Genomic DNA, 18,743 nt, shown 5'->3' with positions numbered 1-18,743 from the left:
TTACACTCGATCCCCATAAGTTACTCTCACCCGCCCCCACATCTCCGACTAGCCCAGTATACCGTCTCACTCAGCTCTTAGACTCGATCACCCACAAGCTCCACACACCCGCCCCCACACCCTTACCCCGCCCAGCATCCCATCTCACTCAGCCCCTCGCACGCGCATCTCTCCCCACAGTTTACTCTCGCTCCGCACATCTCCGCCTGCCCTAGCATTCCGTCTCACCCTGCCCTCGCACGCGTATCTCCTCCACAGCAGCTACTCACGACCGCCCCATTATCCGCCTCACCCCGTCCTTACACCTGCCCCCAACATCTCCGCATTACTCCGACCCTCAAACCACCATATCTCCTACACTCACATCGCGCATCCTCCCAACAAAGACCCTAATTCCCCACGAACAACCCGCCCCCAGCGCCCGCCACACCCGCCCCAACTTTTAGCAAACGCCGCGTGCTTGCCGGGGGTAACCCGGGGAGCGGAGTTTCTGCTATAATAGAGAACAGTATGAAGCAGGTATGGAGGTAGACGATGGCAAACTATACGCCGATGATTCAGCAGTATCTCAAAGTCAAGGAAGGGGCTAAAGATGCTTTCCTTTTCTTTCGTCTGGGCGATTTCTATGAAATGTTCTTTGAGGATGCGCTGCTTGCATCCAAAGAGCTTGAGATTACTTTAACAGGCCGCGATGGCGGGATCGGGGAAAAAATTCCGATGTGCGGTGTGCCGTATCATGCCGCCGAGGGGTACATACAGCGACTGATCGAGAAGGGCTACAAGGTCGCGATCTGCGAGCAGCTGGATGATCCTGCGGTGACCAAAGGGATGGTCCGCCGCGATATCGTCCGGGTCGTAACACCAGGTACGGTGATGGACGGCAAGATCATTTCGGACAAAAGCAACAACTATCTCGTCTGCGTAACAGAGGAAGACGGGATGATGGCGCTGGCCGCCTGCGATTTGACGACAGGTGAGCTGTATGTTACCTCGGTACTCGCAAGCACCGAGTGGCTGCGCGATGAGATTGGTATCTATGAGCCTGCGGAGATTATCGGAGATTCGGCCCTGCTGGAGGAGCTGCGCAGTGAAGCTTCTCTGCTGGCTAAGCCGGTGGTCTATACCCCATGGGACAAGCAGGAGGAAGCGCTGGCCCGCCGCCAATTCGGCGAAGCGGCCTGGGTCCGGCTGGAGAAGGAGCGCGGCCGTGCCCTGGCGCTGCTGATCTCCTATTTCAGTGAGACCCAGCGCCGTTCCCTGGGACAGCTTACCCAGATCTCACCTTACGAGCCGGGGAATTATATGATTCTCGATCCGTTCACCCGGCGTAATCTTGAACTGACCGAGACTGTGAGGGAACGCTCCAAAAAAGGCTCGCTGCTCTGGCTCCTGGACCGCACCGAGACCTCCATGGGCGGCCGCCTGCTGCGCCGCCGGATTGATAAGCCGCTCTTGCAGCGCGCGCCGATTGAGCGCCGTCTGGAAGCCGTCGATTATCTGTATAACCAGTTCATCGTCCGCGAGGATCTGCGCGGGGCGCTGAAGGAGATTTACGATCTGGAGCGGCTGGTCGGACGGATTGCCTTCGGCAGCGCGAACGGGCGGGATATGAATGCACTGAGGTTGTCTCTGGCTCAGATTCCTGCGCTGAAGGAGATGTGCCTGACCTCCGGCTCTTCTACCTTAAGGGAGATCGGCGCGTCCATGGATGAATGTGCGGAGCTTCGTGAGGATATTGAACGGGCGATTGTGGAGGATGCACCGGTGTCCGTGCGTGACGGCGGAATTATCCGCGCGGGCTACCATGAGCGGCTGGACGAGCTGCGGGAAGCCAGCAGCAGCGGCAAGCGCTGGATTGCCGAGCTTGAAGCGAAGGAACGCCAGGTGACCGGGATCAAATCCCTCAAGATCGGCTACAACAAAGTCTTCGGATATTATATAGAAATTACCCGCTCCAATCTGTCCTCGCTGCCGGAAGGCCGTTACGAGCGCAAGCAGACACTGGCCAACGCCGAGCGTTATGTCACGCCTGAGCTGAAGGAGAAGGAAGCGCTGATCCTGGAAGCCCAGGACAAGATGACAGATCTGGAATACAGTCTGTTCACCGAGCTGCGCGAGCGGATCAGCAGCCAGGTTCCGCGCCTGCAGGCGCTGGCCGAGAAGGTGGCAGAGATTGATGTGTATCAGTGCCTCGCAGCGGTCAGCGCGGAGCACCGGTTCGTGAAGCCGAAGCTGTCCGACAGCTATGATCTGCGGGTCGAAGGCGGACGCCATCCGGTCGTGGAGGCGGTGCTGAAGGATTCGGCGTTCATTGCCAACGGCAGCACACTCAGCAAGGACGAGGGCAATATCCTGCTGATTACAGGGCCGAACATGGCCGGCAAAAGCACGTATATGCGCCAGGTGGCGCTCATCTGCATCATGGCCCAGATCGGCTGCTTCGTGCCTGCGGCCAGCGCCGAGGTGGCACTGATCGACCGCATCTTCACGCGGATCGGTGCAGCGGACGACCTGATCGGCGGCCAGAGCACGTTCATGGTCGAGATGGCCGACATTCAGGTCATGACCGAGAAAGCAACTGCCCGCAGCCTGATCATCATCGATGAGCTGGGCCGGGGGACCTCGACCAGCGAGGGGATGGCGATTGCCCAGGCGGTGATCGAATATGTGCATGATACCATCGCCTGTAAGGCACTGGTCTCGACGCATTTCCATGAGCTGGCCCATCTGGAGCAGAGCCTTGAGGGGCTGCGGAATTATTCGATGGCGGTCCAGGAGAGCGGCGACAAGGTGAACTTCCTCCGCAAGCTGGTGCCGGGAGCTGCGGACAGCAGCTACGGGATCTATTGTGCAAGGCTGGCCGGATTGCCGGAAGGAATTATAGACCGGGCCTACGGGCTGCTTCAGAGCATTGAGCAGGCTTCTCCGCCGGGCAGCGCAGCGCTGAATTACGGCACGGGTTACAGTGACCGGAGCGGGAGCGGAACGGTTATAGAGGAGAATCAGGCTACCGCTGCGCAGACGCCGGATGCCGGAGAGGGAACTGCCACAGGCAGCCAGTCCTATTCGGGTGAACGCACCACGGGGGCTCCGGTACATCCAGATCCGCATCCCGAAGCAGCGGCTTCTATGGCTGCCGGACAGCGGGAAGCTGCCGTATCCCTTGCTTCTCCTGTAGAGGAAGAGGACAATGAAGTGGTACAACTGTCTATCTTTGGCGAGGAAGAGCCGCGCAAGAACCGCAAGGGCGGAGCAGCGGCACCTGCCGTCAAAGACAATCCGCTGCTCAAAGAGTTAATCAACGCCGTGCAAGGCGCGGATCTGATGAACATGACCCCGCTGCAGGCGATGGGCCTCTTGAATGAGCTGAAGCTGAAGGCAAGAGAGCTGTAGTTCAGCAGAACTGCTGCAGGCATCCTGTTTAAAGTAAAGCAAGGTCCGGACTTGACTGACAGCGGAATATGGACCAAATGTATGTGAAAAACAGCATACATTGTGTTCGCAAGCAGACACGCGGCCCGAATATATGTGAAAAACAGCATACATTGTGCCCGCAAGCATGCAACGGCCTGAATGTATGTGAAAAACAGCATACATTGTGTTCGCAAGCAGGCACACGGCCCGAATATATGTGAAAAACAGCATACATTGTGCTCGCAAGCAGACACGCGGCCCGAATGTATGTGAAAAACAGCATACATTCAGGCCCCAAGCAGGCAAACGGCCTGAATGTATGTGAAAAACAGCATACATTACCGTCCTTTAAAAGGACGGCAAAGGACGGAAAATCCGCTTCCGCTTGTCCGAATAAGTCTTTACAGTCCGTTAGTGTTCAATAATATTTATAAATTAAATAAATGCGGGGTGAACGAATATGGCTAAAATTCATGTGCTGGATGAGCATATTGCCAACCAGATTGCGGCCGGGGAGGTAGTCGAGCGTCCAGCTTCCGTAGTGAAGGAGCTGGTCGAGAACGCGATCGATGCAGGCAGCACCCGCATTGAAGTCTCAGTGGAAGAGGGGGGACTGCAGAGCATCCGGGTGAAGGATAACGGCTCGGGGATCGAGCCGGAGGACTGCGAGACCGCCTTCTACCGACATGCGACCAGCAAAATTGCCAGCGGCCGTGATCTCTTCCTGATCACCAGCCTCGGCTTCCGCGGTGAAGCGCTGGCGAGTATCGCTGCGGTATCGAAGCTGACGCTGCTGACCGCAAGCGGAGACGACGGGAAGGGCCGGGTGCTGGATATCGAGGGCGGCAGGCTGATCCGTAATGAAGATGCAGCTTCCGGCAAGGGAAGTGACCTTACCGTGCGCGAGCTATTCTATAATACGCCTGCACGCCTGAAGTATATGAAGAGCATCCAGACTGAGCTGGGCCATATCTCGGATGCCATGTACCGGATGGCACTGGCCCACCCGGATATCTCCTTCACCCTCCAGCATAACAGCAATCAATTGCTGCATACGCTGGGCAACGGAGACCTGTTGCAGGTGATTGCTGCAGTATATGGCACCTCAGCGGCTAAGGCCATGCTCCCAGTGTCGGCGGAAGATCCGGACTTCCGGATCTCCGGCTATATCAGCCGTCCGGAGTGGACACGCTCGAACCGCAATGCGGTTACGACGCTGGTCGGGGGACGTTACATCCGCAGCAACGGACTGAACGCAGCGATTATGCGCGCTTATCATACGCTGCTGCCGATCAACCGTTATCCGCTGCTGGTCCTGAAGCTGGAGATGCACCCGTCACTGGTGGATGTCAACGTGCACCCGGCCAAGCTTGAAGTGCGCTTCAGCAAAGAACCTGAGCTGTACGGGTTCATTGAGCAGCAGCTCCGCGCGCTGCTGATGGGCCAGAGCCTGATTCCGCGCCCTACCAAGGAGATCATCGGCGGCAAGAATAGCAGCTCTTTCATTCAGGAGCAATTCGCCTTCTCCAAAGGTGCAGCTCCGGGCAGTATTCAGCAAGGTACGGAAACGGGAGGCACAGACAAGATAGCAACTCCGACCAGCTACGGCCAGGGAATGCCTGGCGGTGCTGGCGCTGGAGGGAGCAGTCAGCCGCCTGTCAGCGGACGGAGCGGCGTCCCGTTCTCTGGCAGTGCTGGTCCATTAACGGACGCTGCCAACCCTGCCGCTGGAACCCCTTATACTGCTTCCCAAGCATCCGGGAATACCCAGCCATATAGCAGCAATACGCAGCAGGCCAGAGAGACGGCCGCTGCATACAGCGGCGGTAACGCCACCCAGGGTTCATACCGCCAGCCGTTTAGCGGCTTCCGCGACAGCTACCGTCCTCAGGCAGCCACCGCTGGCCGGGGGCAGCAGCAGGCGGCCGGGGAGCTGTACGCACCTGTTGAGCAGACTGACACTGGTCTTCCGCAGTTTCCCGAGCTGAATTATATCGGCCAGCATCACGGAACCTATATCATCGCCCAGAATGACAGCGGGCTGTACCTGATTGACCAGCACGCTGCGCATGAGCGGGTGAATTATGAATTCTATTATGAGAAATTCGGCAAGCCGGAGGATGCTTCACAGGAGCTTTTGCTGCCGATTACGCTGGAGTTCACGCCTTCGGAGAGCAGGCAGCTTAGCGAACGGCTGCATTGGTTCGAGCAGGCGGGGGTCGTGCTTGAGCATTTTGGCGGCCAGACCTTCCTGGTTCGTTCCCTGCCGTACTGGTTCCCGGAAGGGGACGAGAAGGCGGTCATTGAAGAGATGGCAGAGTGGGTGCTGAGCGAACGGTCGATTGACCTCGCCAAGCTGCGCGAGAAATCCTCCATTCTCTGCTCTTGCAAGGCTTCGATCAAAGCCAACCAGAAGCTTACAGAGCTGGAAGTGGAATCGCTCCTTACCAGGCTCGCGGCCTGCCGTCAGCCTTATACCTGCCCGCATGGACGTCCGATCGTTGTGTCATTCTCGGCTTATGATCTGGAGAAGCTGTTTAAGCGCGTGATGTAGTGGCTATATTGTACATTTATAGAGTGCAGGATCGGAGGCAACATGATTATAACGACGGGCTTTGACCCGATACCGCAAGTGGTGGCCCGGGCCCGGGAGCTTGCGGACCGCACTGGCTGCGCCTATGCGCCGAGAGCGAAATTCTCGATGGGCAAGCTGGTGGAGCATTACGGGGATGAACAGATTCTGGTGGTCCTCCAGGAGGCGGTCCGGCTGATTACACCGGGAATGCCGCCGATGGAATTCCATCCCAGCATGGGTTTTGTCCGCGCCAAAAGAATCTTAAGAGGTGAGCCGGATCCCATGATCGATGCCGCAGGCATGCTCCCCGGCGACAGCGTGCTGGACTGCACGGCCGGACTCGGAGCGGATTCGTTGCTGTTCGCAGTCACTGGAGGAGAGACCTCCAAGGTGACGGCGCTGGAAAGCTCGCTGCCGCTGTACGCCCTCCTTCTGGAAGGGATGAGCGGGTATGTATCCGGCCAGGTGAAGGTGAATGAGGCGCTGCGCCGTATTGATGTGCGGCACGGGGACCATCTGGAATACCTGCGGGCCCAGCCGGACAAGAGCATCGACATTGTCTACTTCGATCCGATGTTCCGGGTCCCGCTGACGGATTCGGCAGCGATCTCGCCGCTGCGGCAATTCGCCAATTCTGCTGCGCTATCGGCTGACAGCGTGGCTGAGGCCACCAGGGTGGCACGCAAGACCGTGCTGCTCAAGGAGAAGGCGCTGAGCGGAGAATTCACCCGCCTCGGCTTCAAGGAGCTGCTGCGGGCCAATGCCAAAACATCGTACGGGGTGATTACCATTGACAATTGAGACGAAACGCAAAGTGCTTGTACTGCTGGGACCGACTGCGGTCGGAAAAACCAGACTGAGCCTGGAGCTGGCCGAAGCGCACGGAGCCGAGATCATCTCCGGGGATTCAATGCAGGTCTACCGCGGGATGGATATCGGGACGGCCAAGATTACGCCTGAGGAGATGAAGGGCATCCCCCATCATCTGATTGATATTCATGATCCGCAGGATGCGTATTCTACGGCTGAATTCCAGGAGCAGGGGGCAAGGCTGATCGAGGAGATCAGCGCGAGAGGCAAGCTGCCTTTTATTGTGGGCGGAACAGGACTGTATATTGAATCGTTATGCTACGGCTTCCGCTTCTCTGAAGCAGTGGCTGACGAGGCGTTCCGCGAGCAGCAGGAGGCTTACGCCGAAGAGCATGGGGCTGATGCCCTGCATGCCCGTCTGGCAGCGGTGGACCCGGCCAGCGCGGAGCGGCTGCATCCCAATGACCGCAGGCGGATCATCCGCGCGCTGGAGATTTTTCACCAGACGAACGTCCCGTTATCCGACTCGCTGGCCGGCCAGAACAAGGAGTCTCCCTATGATTTATGTCTGATCGGTTTGACAATGGACCGGAAAATACTATATAAACGTATTGAAGAGCGAATCGATCAGATGCTGGCGGATGGCCTCGTGCCTGAGGTGCAGCGGCTGCTGGATCAAGGCTACGGCAGGAGTCTTGTGTCTATGCAGGGTCTGGGCTACAAGGAAATTGCCGCCTATCTGGAGGGGGAAATGACGCTTGAGGAAGCCGTGGTGCTGCTGAAGCGTGATACCCGCCGGTTTGCCAAGCGGCAGTTGTCATGGTTTCGCCACATGAAGGAGATTCAGTGGATTGACATCCTGGAGAGCCAAAACTTTTCTGAGAATTTTGCGAAATTAAATGGTATAATAGCAGGAAAGTTTCTTACAGGTCTTGAATATACTTCTGAACAATCTAATTGAACCATTGGGGGTACGTCATATGAACAAGTCCATTAACATTCAAGATACGTTCTTGAACCAGCTGCGCAAAGAGAATATCCCTGCTACAGTATATTTGACCAACGGCTTTCAAATCCGGGGAATTATCAAAGCGTTCGACAACTTCACCATTGTCATCGACAGTGACGGGCGCCAGCAGATGGTGTACAAGCATGCGATCTCCACGTTTACTCCGCAGCGAAGCGTATCACTGATGCAGGACAACAATAACGAGAATTAAGATTTTACTGTTTTGAAGCGAAACCTTTTTGTTTATAAATCGTTTGAATAGAGAGTGCGAGAGAGCAACCTGAGAAGGTTGTTCTTTTCATTCGTGAACATCATTTATGTTTTTTCCGTTAAGGGAGTCAGGAGGCAGCATGTCCAGAGACCAACTAACCCGGAGCGGCGGCAATAGAAACAGAGGAAGTCAGCCGTCTAGCTCCCAAGGGAAGCCGAAGAAAAAAAAGAAAAGGTTCTTAACCAAAAAACGTGTGCTGTGGAGTTTGTTTTTTTCAGTTGCGCTGGCTATTTTTTGCGCGCTGGGCGGTTACTTGTTCATCATGCTGAACGGGCAGAAGCTGCTTGATGAGAACAGGGATAAGCTGACGGTGAACCCGCCGACGCAGATTTTTGACCGGAACCGGAATCTGATCGGCGAGCTGTCGCTGGAGAAGAGCGACCCGGTGGAATACCAGGATATTCCCAAGCTGCTGATTGACGCATTCGTAGCCACCGAGGACAAAAGGTTCTTCGAGCACAACGGGGTGGATCTCTGGTCCATCGGACGCGCGGCTGTCAAGGATATTGCGGCGCGCAGCATGGTTGAAGGCGGCAGTACGATCACCCAGCAGCTGGCAAAGAATATCTTCCTGACCCGGGATAAGACCTTCTTCCGTAAGGCGACCGAGGTTTCGATTGCCGTGGCACTGGAGAAAACAGAAACCAAAGAAGAAATCATTAAGATGTACCTGAACCGGATTCCGTTCGGCGGAACGGTTTACGGGATCAAGGCTGCTTCCATCCGTTATTTCGGGGAAAGCAATCTGAATAAACTTGAGCTGTGGGAAATAGCCACTCTGGCTGCAATGCCCAAAGGGCCGTCCCGCTATAATCCGCTGCGTAACCCTGAGCTGTCGAAGGAACGCCGCGGCGTAGTGCTTCAACTCATGTATGAGCAGAAGCTGATTACCAAGGAGCAGATGGACGAGGCGAAGGCCGTGGATTACAACTACAAGCCGCCTGAGAAGAAGCAGCGTTACCAGGCATTCATCGATTATGCGATTGGTGAGGCTGAGGACAAATTCGGGCTGACCGAGGATGATCTCAACATTGGCGGCTATAAGATTTATACAACCATGGATAAGCATGCCCAGGAGACGATTGAGGATGCTTTTGCCGACAGTGATAACTTCGAGAAGAGTGTGGACGATGAGCTGGTCCAGGGCTCAATGACTATTGTGAATCAGGAGAATGGCAGTGTTGTAGCCTTGATGGGCGGACGTAACTATGAGAAAAAAGGCTACAGCCGGATCGACGGCAGCCGCCGCTCACCGGGTTCTGCCTTCAAGCCCCTGGTATCCTATGCACCGGCACTGGAATCCGGCAAATTCACGAATGATTCCATGCTGAGCAATGAGAAGCAGTGCTTCGGCAAATATTGTCCGAACAATCTGCACGGGTACTCGAAATCGATCAGTATGAGTGATGCGCTGACGAAGTCGGAGAATATTCCGGCGGTCTGGCTGCTGAATGAGATCGGTGTGAATACCGGCTTCCAGTTCGCCAAGAAGCTGGGGATCAACCTGAAGGATGAAGACAAGAACCTGTCGCTCGCCCTCGGCGGGATGAGTGAGGGAACGAACACGATGGAGATGGCACAGGCTTACAGCGCCTTCGCCAATGGCGGAGAGCTGCGGGAAGCATATGCTATTAAGTCGATAGCCGATAGTGATGATAAGACGGTCTACAAGGCGAACACTAAGCCTGAGCGCGTGATGAGTGAACAGACCGCTTATCAGATGACTGAGATGATGCAGCGTGTTGTACAGGACGGTACGGGTAAAAAAGCGAAAATTAACCGTCCGGTAGCCGGTAAGACCGGTACAACGCAGAGCGGGTATAAGGGCATCAGCTCGAACCGGGATGTCTGGTTCGTGGGTTATACGCCGGAATGGACAGCAGCGGTATGGATGGGCTATGACAAGCCGAGCAAGACCCATCTGCTGAAGAACAGCAGTCCGCTGGCTGCTGCCTTCTGGGGTAAGGTCATGGAGAAGGCGCTGGAAGGTGTACCTGCCAAGCAGTTCCCGGTACCGAAGGGAGCTGTTCCAGAGGTAGAGGTTACACCGACGCCTGAAGCGGTAACTACGGTGACGGGCTTCCAGGCAGCGTATGATCCTTCCACGATGACGGTGAATATGAGCTGGAACCCTGCTGCGGCCAGCGGGGTGGAATACCGTATTTACCGCCGCGAGACGTCTGAGACAGATTTCACCCCGCTCATGAACACCATGGCCTCCAATATAGGGGACATCAGTGCGATGCCGGGACTGTCTTATGAATATTATGTGACTGCATACTATCAGGAGCTTGATCAGGAGAGCGAACCGTCCGAGACTGTAACAGTGTCCGTTCAGGATGAGCTTCAGACCCCTGAGCCAGAGATAACGCCTGACCCGAATATGCCTACGGATAACCCCGATAACGGCGGCAATTCCGGAAATGGCGAGAATGGCGGCAATCCGCCGGATAATGGACCGGGAAATAACGGTTCCGGCAATAATGGACCGGGTAACCATGGTCCTGGCAATAACGGCAATGGTCAAGGAGGGGAGGACGGCAGCGGAGCAGCCACATCCCCGCCTGAGATGACACCGCCGCCTGCCACGCCAGAGCCGTTACCGACACCGGCACCGGAGGCGACGAGCGGTACTGTCGATCCCGGAATCATCCCTGACCCGAATGCCGGAACTGATCCGGCAAGTGATCCGGGCAGCGGTTTTGTTGAAGGCCCCGGCAATGTGCATTAGAATAACATGAAGTCAAATTCATAGCATTAACGATCACCCTGACAGCTCCGGGAGCTCTGCACGATGCAGAATTGCCGGATGTCGGGGTTTTCTTGTTTTGAGTGTCTCTGCAAAATGTGTTAAGCTGAATGCACCATTATCAGAAGAGGGTTATTCATATGAAACGTAAATTCGGAGACCGGGCCAACTGGCGCAGGATTACCCGCCGCCATTTTGCCTGCCGCTATGTGGAGACCCGGGAGTTCAGCGGTTATATCACACTCTACACTATATACGGGCTGAAGGAGCCGCTATGGAAGAGTTACGGCAGGCATACATACCGCATTGCGGACAAGGGATATTCATGGCTGCAGTATTTTCCCAAGGACAGCCACTATATTGTGACGGCCATGTTTGATGAACGGCAAAATATTGTGCAGTGGTACATTGACACCTGCAAGGTTCAGGGCGTAACGGATCAAGGGGTTCCCTGGTTCGACGATCTGTATCTGGACGTTGTAGTGCTGTGGAATGGTGAAGTGTTTTTGCTGGATGAGGATGAACTGGAGGAAGCGCTGGAGCGGGAAGATATCACGGACAGTGATTATCAGTTAGCCTGGTCAACAGCCAATGCCATACTGCGTGCGATAGACGCTCATGCCTTTCCGTATTTCTCCCTTTCACTGAAGCATCGTGCCGAATTGTTTCATCACGGAGAATTTAGGAGGAAGTAGATCATGGATTGGTATGTCTATCAACGGGGTTCATCCCCGATCCGCAAAGTGTCGCGGAGGCGCCACCATCGTACGAAGAGGGTACTGACGGTATCGCTGCTGGTACTGATTGTGGCCGGATTCATCTGGTGCGGAGTAGTCTTTAACAGAATTAACAGTGCAGCAACTACCTCGCCCATGGTGAAGGCGGACGCGGGAGTCATTCTGGGGATGTCGATGTGGGGGGATGAACCGAGTCCGGGGCTGAAGGAACGGCTGGATTATGCGCTTGAGCTGTATAAGTCTGGTGCATTCAGCCATTTTGTTGTCTCTGGAGGGCTGGATCAGCCGGACTACAAATACACGGAAGCCGAAGGTATGAAGAGGTATCTGGTTGCCCATGAAGTCCCGGATAAGGTGATCTATCTGGAGGACCAGTCTACCAGCACTTACGAGAACCTGCTGTTCAGCAAGACAATTATGCAGCAGGAAGGATTGTCTTCAGCCGTCGTAATTACCCATGATTTCCATGGCCGCCGCGCCTTGGAGATTGCGCGTAAGCTGGGGTATAAGAACCCGGAGCTTGGCGTCACGGAGTCTAAAGTGATGTCAATGCTTAAGTACAAGCCCCGCGAGATTCTGGCCTACACCAAATGGAAATTGCAGGAGCTGTCGCTGTAAATCTGCTAATTTTCAAAACTGCTAATAACGCCTTTTATACTGGAATAGACTGGTTAGAGCAAGTCAGACCTGTATAATGAGGTGAACTAGGTGAACGGACATGTAGCGGCGGCAAGCAGCGGACGGGAAGAACGCAGACCGTCCAGGCAGATTAACATTGTGCTGAATAATCAGGCTCCGGCCCCGGTGTCCGGCTTGCCGGCTGATCACGCGGGCGGTACGGCAACTCCTAAGCCCGGCAGCCATAGCGGACTGTTCCAGGAGCTGAGCCGGGAGCTGGATGCACTTGTAGGTCTGGATAACATCAAAGAACTGGTCTTTGAGATCTATGCCCTGCTGCAGGTGGCCCAGATGCGCAGTGAAGCCGGACTTGCCACCGGAGGCCAGGCCTACCATATGGTATTCAAGGGCAATCCGGGGACAGGCAAAACCACAGTTGCACGAATTGTGGCGAAGCTGTTCCAGCGGATGGGTGTGCTCAGCAAAGGGCATCTGATTGAAGTAGAGCGCGCAGATCTGGTAGGCGAATATATCGGACATACTGCCCAGAAGACGCGGGATCTCGTTAAAAAAGCGCTCGGTGGCATTCTCTTCATCGATGAAGCTTACAGTCTGGCCCGTGGCGGAGATAAGGATTTCGGTAAAGAGGCCATCGACACATTAGTCAAATCGATGGAGGACCACCGCAGCCAGTTTGTTCTGATTCTGGCCGGGTATTCCGGCGAGATTGATTATTTTCTGATGAGCAATCCGGGTCTGCCCTCGCGGTTTCCGATCCAGGTTGAATTTCCCGATTATACCATCGACCAGCTGCTGCAGATTGCCGAGCTGATGGCCAAGGACCGTGATTATATTCTGATGCCGCAGGCCATACTCAGACTCAAGCAGCATTTGCTTATGGAGAAGACAGAGAGTCTGCATGCTTTCAGCAATGCAAGGTATGTGCGCAACAGTATTGAGAAGGCGGTACGCGCTCAGGCTGTGCGGCTCTTGAACCAGTATGAGAGTACAAGTCCGGGTAAGCAGGAGCTAATGACGCTGCGGACCGAGGATTTCAAAGGATAGTCCAGGAAGAATAGATGAGGAGCATGGAATGAATGGCAACTACAACACATGACACAGAGACAGAAGTGCAGGACCGGGCGATTCTCGTCAGTCTGGTGACTGACAAGATCAAACGCACCGGGATCGACCCGGAGCTATCGCTTCAGGAGCTGGTACAATTAGCAGAGACCGCCGGGGTAGAGGTGCTGGATGTCTTGCGGCAGAACAAGGAGACCCCCGATTCCAGGTGGTTTATCGGTAAAGGCAAGGTGGAAGAGCTCCGGATGGCCGCTGACGGGCTTGGCGCGAATACCGCCATCTTCGATCAGGAGCTGTCCGGGGCGCAGGTGCGCAATCTGGAAGAGGCGCTGGATCTCAAAATCATTGACCGTACGCAGCTGATTCTCGATATCTTTGCCGGACGGGCGAAGACCCGTGAAGGGATTATCCAGGTAGAACTTGCTCAGCTGTCTTATCTGCTGCCGCGTCTGTCCGGGCAAGGCAAGAATCTGTCGCGTCAGGGTGGCGGAATCGGTACGAGAGGTCCCGGAGAGAGCAAGCTGGAGACGGACCGCCGGCATATCCGTGACCGCATTACCGAGCTGAAGCGCCAGCTGGACGAGGTGGTCAAGACGCGTGAGCTGCACCGTGAACACCGCCGGAAGAGCGGTGCGGTTCAGGTGGCCTTGGTAGGCTATACCAACGCGGGCAAATCCACACTGCTGAAGCAGCTGACAGATGCCGATGTGTACATCGAGAACCAATTATTCGCTACCCTTGACCCTACCTCACGTGTGCTTCAGCTTCCGGGCGGCAAGGAGGTCGTGCTTACAGACACCGTCGGCTTCATTCAGAATCTGCCGCATGATCTCGTAGCCTCCTTCCGCGCTACCCTGGAGGAAGTGAATGAAGCCAATCTGGTACTGCATGTAGTGGATGCCTCTTCTCCGATGCGTGAGGAGCAGATGGAGGTCGTTCAGACTATTCTGCAGGATCTGGGCGCGGCAGGCAAGCCGCAGGTTGTATTGTTCAACAAAATCGATCTGTGTCAGCCGCAGCAGCTGGAGATGCTCCCGACCGGAGAGGGCTTCCTGAAAATCAGTGCTTTTAATGAGGACGACCTCTCACGGATTACGGAGATCATCAGCGACCAGCTTGCCGGGGATACTCTTATCTTCCGCATTCCCGGAGACCGGGGCGATCTGTCCTCACTGCTCTACCGGGTGGGCGAGGTGCTTGAACAGGATTATGACGGAAGCGACGTACTCTATAACGTGCGGCTGAACAAAGAGGATTACGATAAATGGAGCTATAAGCTGGCTGAATTTGTGGAGCCGCAATAATTGCTTATCTGACCCATTTGAAGCTGATTTGGCTGGTTAGAGATGAAGTATCTATATCCCCGCACTGCAACAGTCTGCTTTGGATACTGATCCAGGCAGGCTTTGCTGTGCGGGTTTTCCCTGATGCAGAAGCGGGATATCATTATACAGAATGTTAGGAGAGATGAAGGGGACATGGCAGGATTTGCAGAGGATTTATTACAGGCAGCGGAAGCTGCAGAGCAGGAAATCGAAGGCGCGGTCAAGGCGCTGGACCGGATTGTGGATCATAATCAGTGGAAGGTGATCGAAGCCTTTCAGCGCCAGCATGTGAGTGATTTTCACTTCGCAGGCTCTACCGGGTATGCTTACAATGACCGGGGGCGCGAGGTGCTGGATCTGGTCTATGCCGAAGTATTCGGTGCGGAAGCTGCGCTGGTCCGGCCGCATTTCGCTTCAGGAACGCATACGATCTCTACAGCTCTGTTCGGCGTGTTAAGGCCTGGGGATGAGCTAGTATATATTACAGGACGCCCCTATGATACGCTGCATAAGGTAGTCGGCAAGCCTGGAGACGGGACCGGCTCTCTGGCGGATTTCGGCATCGGGTACCGTGAGACTGCGCTGACAGAAGAGGGTAAGGTTGACTGGGATGAGGTCGCCTTAGCGATAAATGACAAGACCAAGGTCATCGGAATCCAGCGTTCACGCGGCTATGACTGGCGTTCATCCTTCACGGTCGCTGAGATTGGCGAGATGGCAGCGCGGGTAAAAGCCATTAAGCCGGATGTCATCGTATTCGTGGATAACTGCTACGGAGAGTTCACCGAGAAGCTGGAGCCGCCGCAGGTTGGCGCTGATCTCGTCGCAGGTTCGCTGATCAAGAATCCCGGCGGCGGAATCGCTGAGACCGGCGGTTATATCTGCGGCCGCGCAGATCTGGTGGAGCTGGCGGCCTACCGCCTGACTGCCCCTGGAATCGGCGGCGAGGTAGGGGCGATGCTGGGCACGACTCGCGGCCTATATCAAGGTCTGTTCATGGCCCCGCATACGGTGGGACAAGCGGTGAAGGGCAGTATTTTCGCTGCGGCGGTGTTCCAGCGCTGCGGCTTCACTACCAAGCCTGCCTGGCATGAGCCGCGTACGGATCTGATCCAGGCGGTGGCTTTTGACGGACCCGAGCACCTGATTGCGTTCGTACAGGGCATCCAGCGCGCAGCGGCGGTAGACAGCCATGTCGTGCCTGAGCCTTGGGACATGCCGGGGTATGAGCATCCGGTCATCATGGCGGCCGGGACGTTCATCCAGGGCGGCAGCCTGGAGCTGTCGGCAGATGCGCCCATCCGCGCACCGTATATCGGATATATGCAAGGCGGATTAACCTATTCTCATGTCAAATACGGGGTCTTAATGGCCTTGCAGAGTATGAGGGAGCGCAAGCTGTTGTAGGATAAGTGCGACATAGAAACCGTGATGTTTATGTATCAAACTTGGAGTGGGGGTCGTACGTTGGAGGAAGCAACAGCTATTGAAAGCTTGCTGCAGAGAAAGCAGGAGAATGCAGCTCCGGTTGCTGTAATGATGTGTGGAGTAGCGGGATCGGGCAAGACAACCTTTGCGCTCAAGCTGGAGCAGGAGGGATTCGTCCGGCTGTCCATCGATGAGGATATCTGGAGCACCCATGGCCGTTATGGCATTGATTACCCTGAAGAGGCTTATGAATCCTTCAAAGAGCAGTCGGAACAGAAGCTGCGCAAGGAGCTAATAGAGCTGCTTGCAGGGAAGCGTCATGTCGTGATAGATTTCAGCTTCTGGCAGCAGCGAAGACGTGACGAATACAAACAGTTGATCGAGCAGTACGGCGGACAGTGGGTCTTGGTTCATCTAAAGGTAGAGCCGGTAGAGCTGCGCCGGAGGCTCCGCATCCGCAGCGCACGGTTTGACGCCAATGCGGCATTCACCATTACCGGGGAGATTCTGACCCGTTTCCTGAACGGATTTGAGACGCCAACGGGTGAAGGGGAATGGATCATTGAAGCATAACATGACATGAAGCGGGATACCAGGGTTGTACAGCCGAATACTGGCTTGCCGCAGCCTTCACAGTAGCCTGTGATTTTGCGTGAGGATTGCTCGATGTGGTATACTTCGGGAAACCAAATTCCATGCATCTGACACTTTGATCTCTTAATCTCACAATGGGTGAAAGAAATCTTGTGAGAAAAACTCACATACCATTGACACGCCATATAAGGAAATGTACAATGAGATGAGAAAAAGATCATTGGAAGGTTGGATGAGTCATGGGTGATGAAATCCGCAGAAATATGGCATTATTTCCTATTGGAATCGTAATGAAGTTAACTGATCTATCCGCCAGACAGATTCGTTATTATGAGCAGCACAGCCTGATCGTACCTGCACGTACCTCCGGCAACCAGCGTTTGTTCTCTTTTAATGATGTGGAACGTCTGCTTGAGATCAAGGCGTTGATTGAGAAGGGTGTTAACATTGCCGGCATCAAGCAGGTGATGAATCCTGTCTCGAAGGAATCTGAAGAAGCTACGGTTATTACCCCTGATACAGAGGTGAGACGTAGAGAGTTGTCTGATTCGCAGCTTCACCGTCTGCTGAAGCAGGAGCTGGTTTCCGGTAAAAGACCGGGACAAGTGTCTCTAATCCAAGGTGAGCTATCCCGGTTTTTTAATAAATAATATAGAGCTGTTGAAAGGGAGAGGGTAACGTGAGCTTTACTAAAGAGGATATTCTGCGCATTTCCAAGGACGAGAACGTCCGGTTTATTCGCCTGCAATTCACCGATTTGCTGGGAACAATCAAGAATGTAGAGATTCCTGTAAGCCAGCTTGAAAAAGCACTCGACAATAAAATGATGTTCGATGGCTCTTCCATCGAAGGTTATGTGCGGATTGAAGAATCCGACATGTATCTGTATCCGGACCTGAGCACTTGGGTTATCTTCCCTTGGGTGACTGACAGCCGTGTGGCACGTCTGATTTGTGATGTGTACATGCCGGATGGCACGCCGTTTGCCGGAGACCCGCGCGGTATCCTTAAGCGTTGTCTGCAGGAAGCGGAAGAAATGGGCTTCACCGCTATGAATGTTGGACCAGAGCCGGAATTCTTCCTGTTCAGAACAGATGAGAAGGGCAATCCGACTACAGAGCTGAATGACCAGGGTGGTTATTTCGATCTTGCGCCGATGGATCTTGGGGAGAACTGCCGCCGTGAAATCGTATTGACACTGGAAGAAATGGGCTTTGAAATTGAAGCCTCCCACCATGAGGTGGCTTCCGGCCAGCATGAAATTGACTTCAAATATGCCGATGCTATCAAGGCAGCGGATCAGATTCAGACCTTCAAGCTTGTCGTGAAGACGGTAGCCCGCCATCACGGCCTGCATGCAACCTTTATGCCTAAACCGCTGTTTGGTATGAACGGATCTGGTATGCACGCTCACCAATCCCTGTTCAAAGGCAAAGAGAATATGTTCTACGATGAGAGCGATAAGCTGGGCCTTAGCAAGACTGCCCGTTATTACATGGCAGGGATTCTGAAGCACGCACGTGCTTTTGCAGCGATCACTAACCCGACTGTCAACTCTTACAAACGTCTGGTGCCTGGTTATGAAGCACCTTGTTATGTAGCTTGGTCAGCAAGTAACCGCAGCCCGATGATCCGTATTCCGGCTTCGAGAGGACTTAGCACACGCGTTGAGGTTCGTAACCCGGACCCAGCAGCTAACCCTTACCTTGCACTGGCTGTTATGCTGAAGGCAGGTCTGGATGGAATCAAGCGTCAGCTCGATCTTCCAGCTCCTATCGACCGTAACATCTATGTGATGTCCGAAGAAGAGCGGATCGAAGAAGGCATTCCAAGTCTGCCAGCCGATCTGAAGGAAGCCCTGAACGAAATGATCCGCAGCCACGTGATCACAGAAGCCCTCGGCGAACACGCCCTGGCCCACTTCTACGAGCTGAAGGAAATCGAATGGGATATCTACCGCACCCAGGTCCACGAGTGGGAAAGAGATCAGTACATGACGCTTTACTAGGATACAGCAGCCCCCGGCGCTATACGCGCTGGGGGCTTTTTTGTGTTTGGTTGGCGGGAACAGTAGGGGCCAAAATTAATAGTGCCCACAAAATGCCCACAAATACTGGTGGGTGTTTATTC

General features: G+C 54.7%; 14 protein-coding genes. All 14 read left to right on the top strand.

Annotated features, from left to right (window positions below):
• Window positions 1-534 precede the first annotated feature (534 nt).
• The 14 genes from mutS (at window position 535) to glnA (ending at window position 18,621) form a co-directional block, all read left to right on the top strand.
• Entirely contained in the window at window positions 535-3,393 is a 2,859-nt protein-coding gene (gene mutS, locus NSS83_RS04870; protein ID WP_341347793.1) for a DNA mismatch repair protein MutS, read from the top strand.
• Window positions 3,394-3,874: 481 nt separating this feature from the next.
• Window positions 3,875-5,968, top strand: coding sequence for a DNA mismatch repair endonuclease MutL (gene mutL / locus NSS83_RS04865; protein ID WP_341185491.1), 2,094 nt, complete (start codon window positions 3,875-3,877; stop codon window positions 5,966-5,968).
• Between the two features lie 42 nt (window positions 5,969-6,010).
• A complete protein-coding gene (locus NSS83_RS04860; RefSeq protein ID WP_341347792.1) occupies window positions 6,011-6,790 on the top strand; it encodes a class I SAM-dependent methyltransferase in 780 nt (259 codons plus the stop codon).
• On the top strand, window positions 6,780-7,760 hold the full coding sequence (miaA, locus tag NSS83_RS04855; protein WP_341185493.1) for a tRNA (adenosine(37)-N6)-dimethylallyltransferase MiaA: 981 nt from the start codon (window positions 6,780-6,782) through the stop codon (window positions 7,758-7,760). Before NSS83_RS04860 ends, miaA begins: the two co-directional genes overlap by 11 nt.
• Window positions 7,761-7,779: 19 nt before the next feature.
• Entirely contained in the window at window positions 7,780-8,019 is a 240-nt protein-coding gene (gene hfq, locus NSS83_RS04850) for an RNA chaperone Hfq (protein WP_036695479.1), read from the top strand.
• A gap of 139 nt (window positions 8,020-8,158) precedes the next feature.
• Entirely contained in the window at window positions 8,159-10,810 is a 2,652-nt protein-coding gene (locus NSS83_RS04845; RefSeq protein ID WP_341347791.1) for a PBP1A family penicillin-binding protein, read from the top strand.
• 158 nt (window positions 10,811-10,968) lie between these two features.
• Window positions 10,969-11,523 carry a DUF402 domain-containing protein gene (locus NSS83_RS04840; RefSeq protein ID WP_076079356.1) on the top strand — a complete coding sequence of 185 codons (555 nt, stop codon included), beginning with the start codon at window positions 10,969-10,971 and terminating at the stop codon, window positions 11,521-11,523.
• 3 nt (window positions 11,524-11,526) lie between these two features.
• Complete coding sequence (locus NSS83_RS04835) at window positions 11,527-12,183, top strand: YdcF family protein (RefSeq protein WP_341185495.1); 657 nt, start codon at window positions 11,527-11,529, stop codon at window positions 12,181-12,183.
• A 90-nt stretch (window positions 12,184-12,273) separates the two neighbouring features.
• Window positions 12,274-13,248, top strand: a complete 975-nt coding sequence (locus NSS83_RS04830; protein WP_341185496.1) for an AAA family ATPase — start codon at window positions 12,274-12,276, stop codon at window positions 13,246-13,248.
• Between the two features lie 32 nt (window positions 13,249-13,280).
• The gene (gene hflX / locus NSS83_RS04825) at window positions 13,281-14,570 is read left to right on the top strand and encodes a GTPase HflX (RefSeq protein ID WP_341185497.1); all 1,290 of its coding nucleotides are present in this window, start codon (window positions 13,281-13,283) and stop codon (window positions 14,568-14,570) included.
• 174 nt (window positions 14,571-14,744) lie between these two features.
• Window positions 14,745-15,998 (top strand): methionine gamma-lyase family protein, encoded by a 1,254-nt coding sequence (locus NSS83_RS04820; protein ID WP_341347790.1) that lies wholly within the window; start codon window positions 14,745-14,747, stop codon window positions 15,996-15,998.
• A gap of 60 nt (window positions 15,999-16,058) precedes the next feature.
• Entirely contained in the window at window positions 16,059-16,592 is a 534-nt protein-coding gene (locus NSS83_RS04815; protein ID WP_341347789.1) for an ATP-binding protein, read from the top strand.
• Between the two features lie 260 nt (window positions 16,593-16,852).
• On the top strand, window positions 16,853-17,263 hold the full coding sequence (locus NSS83_RS04810) for a MerR family transcriptional regulator (protein WP_019910684.1): 411 nt from the start codon (window positions 16,853-16,855) through the stop codon (window positions 17,261-17,263).
• A gap of 29 nt (window positions 17,264-17,292) precedes the next feature.
• A complete protein-coding gene (gene glnA, locus NSS83_RS04805) occupies window positions 17,293-18,621 on the top strand; it encodes a type I glutamate--ammonia ligase (RefSeq protein ID WP_036724635.1) in 1,329 nt (442 codons plus the stop codon).
• The last annotated feature ends 122 nt before the right edge of the window (window positions 18,622-18,743 follow it).

The organism is Paenibacillus sp. FSL H3-0469, from assembly GCF_038051945.1.
Lineage (GTDB): Bacteria > Bacillota > Bacilli > Paenibacillales > Paenibacillaceae > Paenibacillus_AQ.
The sequence above is the reverse complement of the archived record's forward strand: the minus strand, read 5'-3'. Positions and strand labels throughout refer to the sequence as shown.

Bases quoted from the DNA above. Each gene is read 5' to 3' on its own strand.
- NSS83_RS04840 (WP_076079356.1), top strand. From the start codon at position 10,969: ATGAAACGTAAATTCGGAGACCGGGCCAACTGGCGCAGGATTACCCGC.
- mutL (WP_341185491.1), top strand. From the start codon at position 3,875: ATGGCTAAAATTCATGTGCTGGATGAGCATATTGCCAACCAGATTGCG.
- mutS (WP_341347793.1), top strand. From the start codon at position 535: ATGGCAAACTATACGCCGATGATTCAGCAGTATCTCAAAGTCAAGGAA.
- NSS83_RS04845 (WP_341347791.1), top strand. From the start codon at position 8,159: ATGTCCAGAGACCAACTAACCCGGAGCGGCGGCAATAGAAACAGAGGA.
- NSS83_RS04860 (WP_341347792.1), top strand. From the start codon at position 6,011: ATGATTATAACGACGGGCTTTGACCCGATACCGCAAGTGGTGGCCCGG.
- hflX (WP_341185497.1), top strand. From the start codon at position 13,281: ATGGCAACTACAACACATGACACAGAGACAGAAGTGCAGGACCGGGCG.
- hfq (WP_036695479.1), top strand. From the start codon at position 7,780: ATGAACAAGTCCATTAACATTCAAGATACGTTCTTGAACCAGCTGCGC.
- NSS83_RS04820 (WP_341347790.1), top strand. From the start codon at position 14,745: ATGGCAGGATTTGCAGAGGATTTATTACAGGCAGCGGAAGCTGCAGAG.
- NSS83_RS04810 (WP_019910684.1), top strand. From the start codon at position 16,853: ATGGGTGATGAAATCCGCAGAAATATGGCATTATTTCCTATTGGAATC.
- NSS83_RS04835 (WP_341185495.1), top strand. From the start codon at position 11,527: ATGGATTGGTATGTCTATCAACGGGGTTCATCCCCGATCCGCAAAGTG.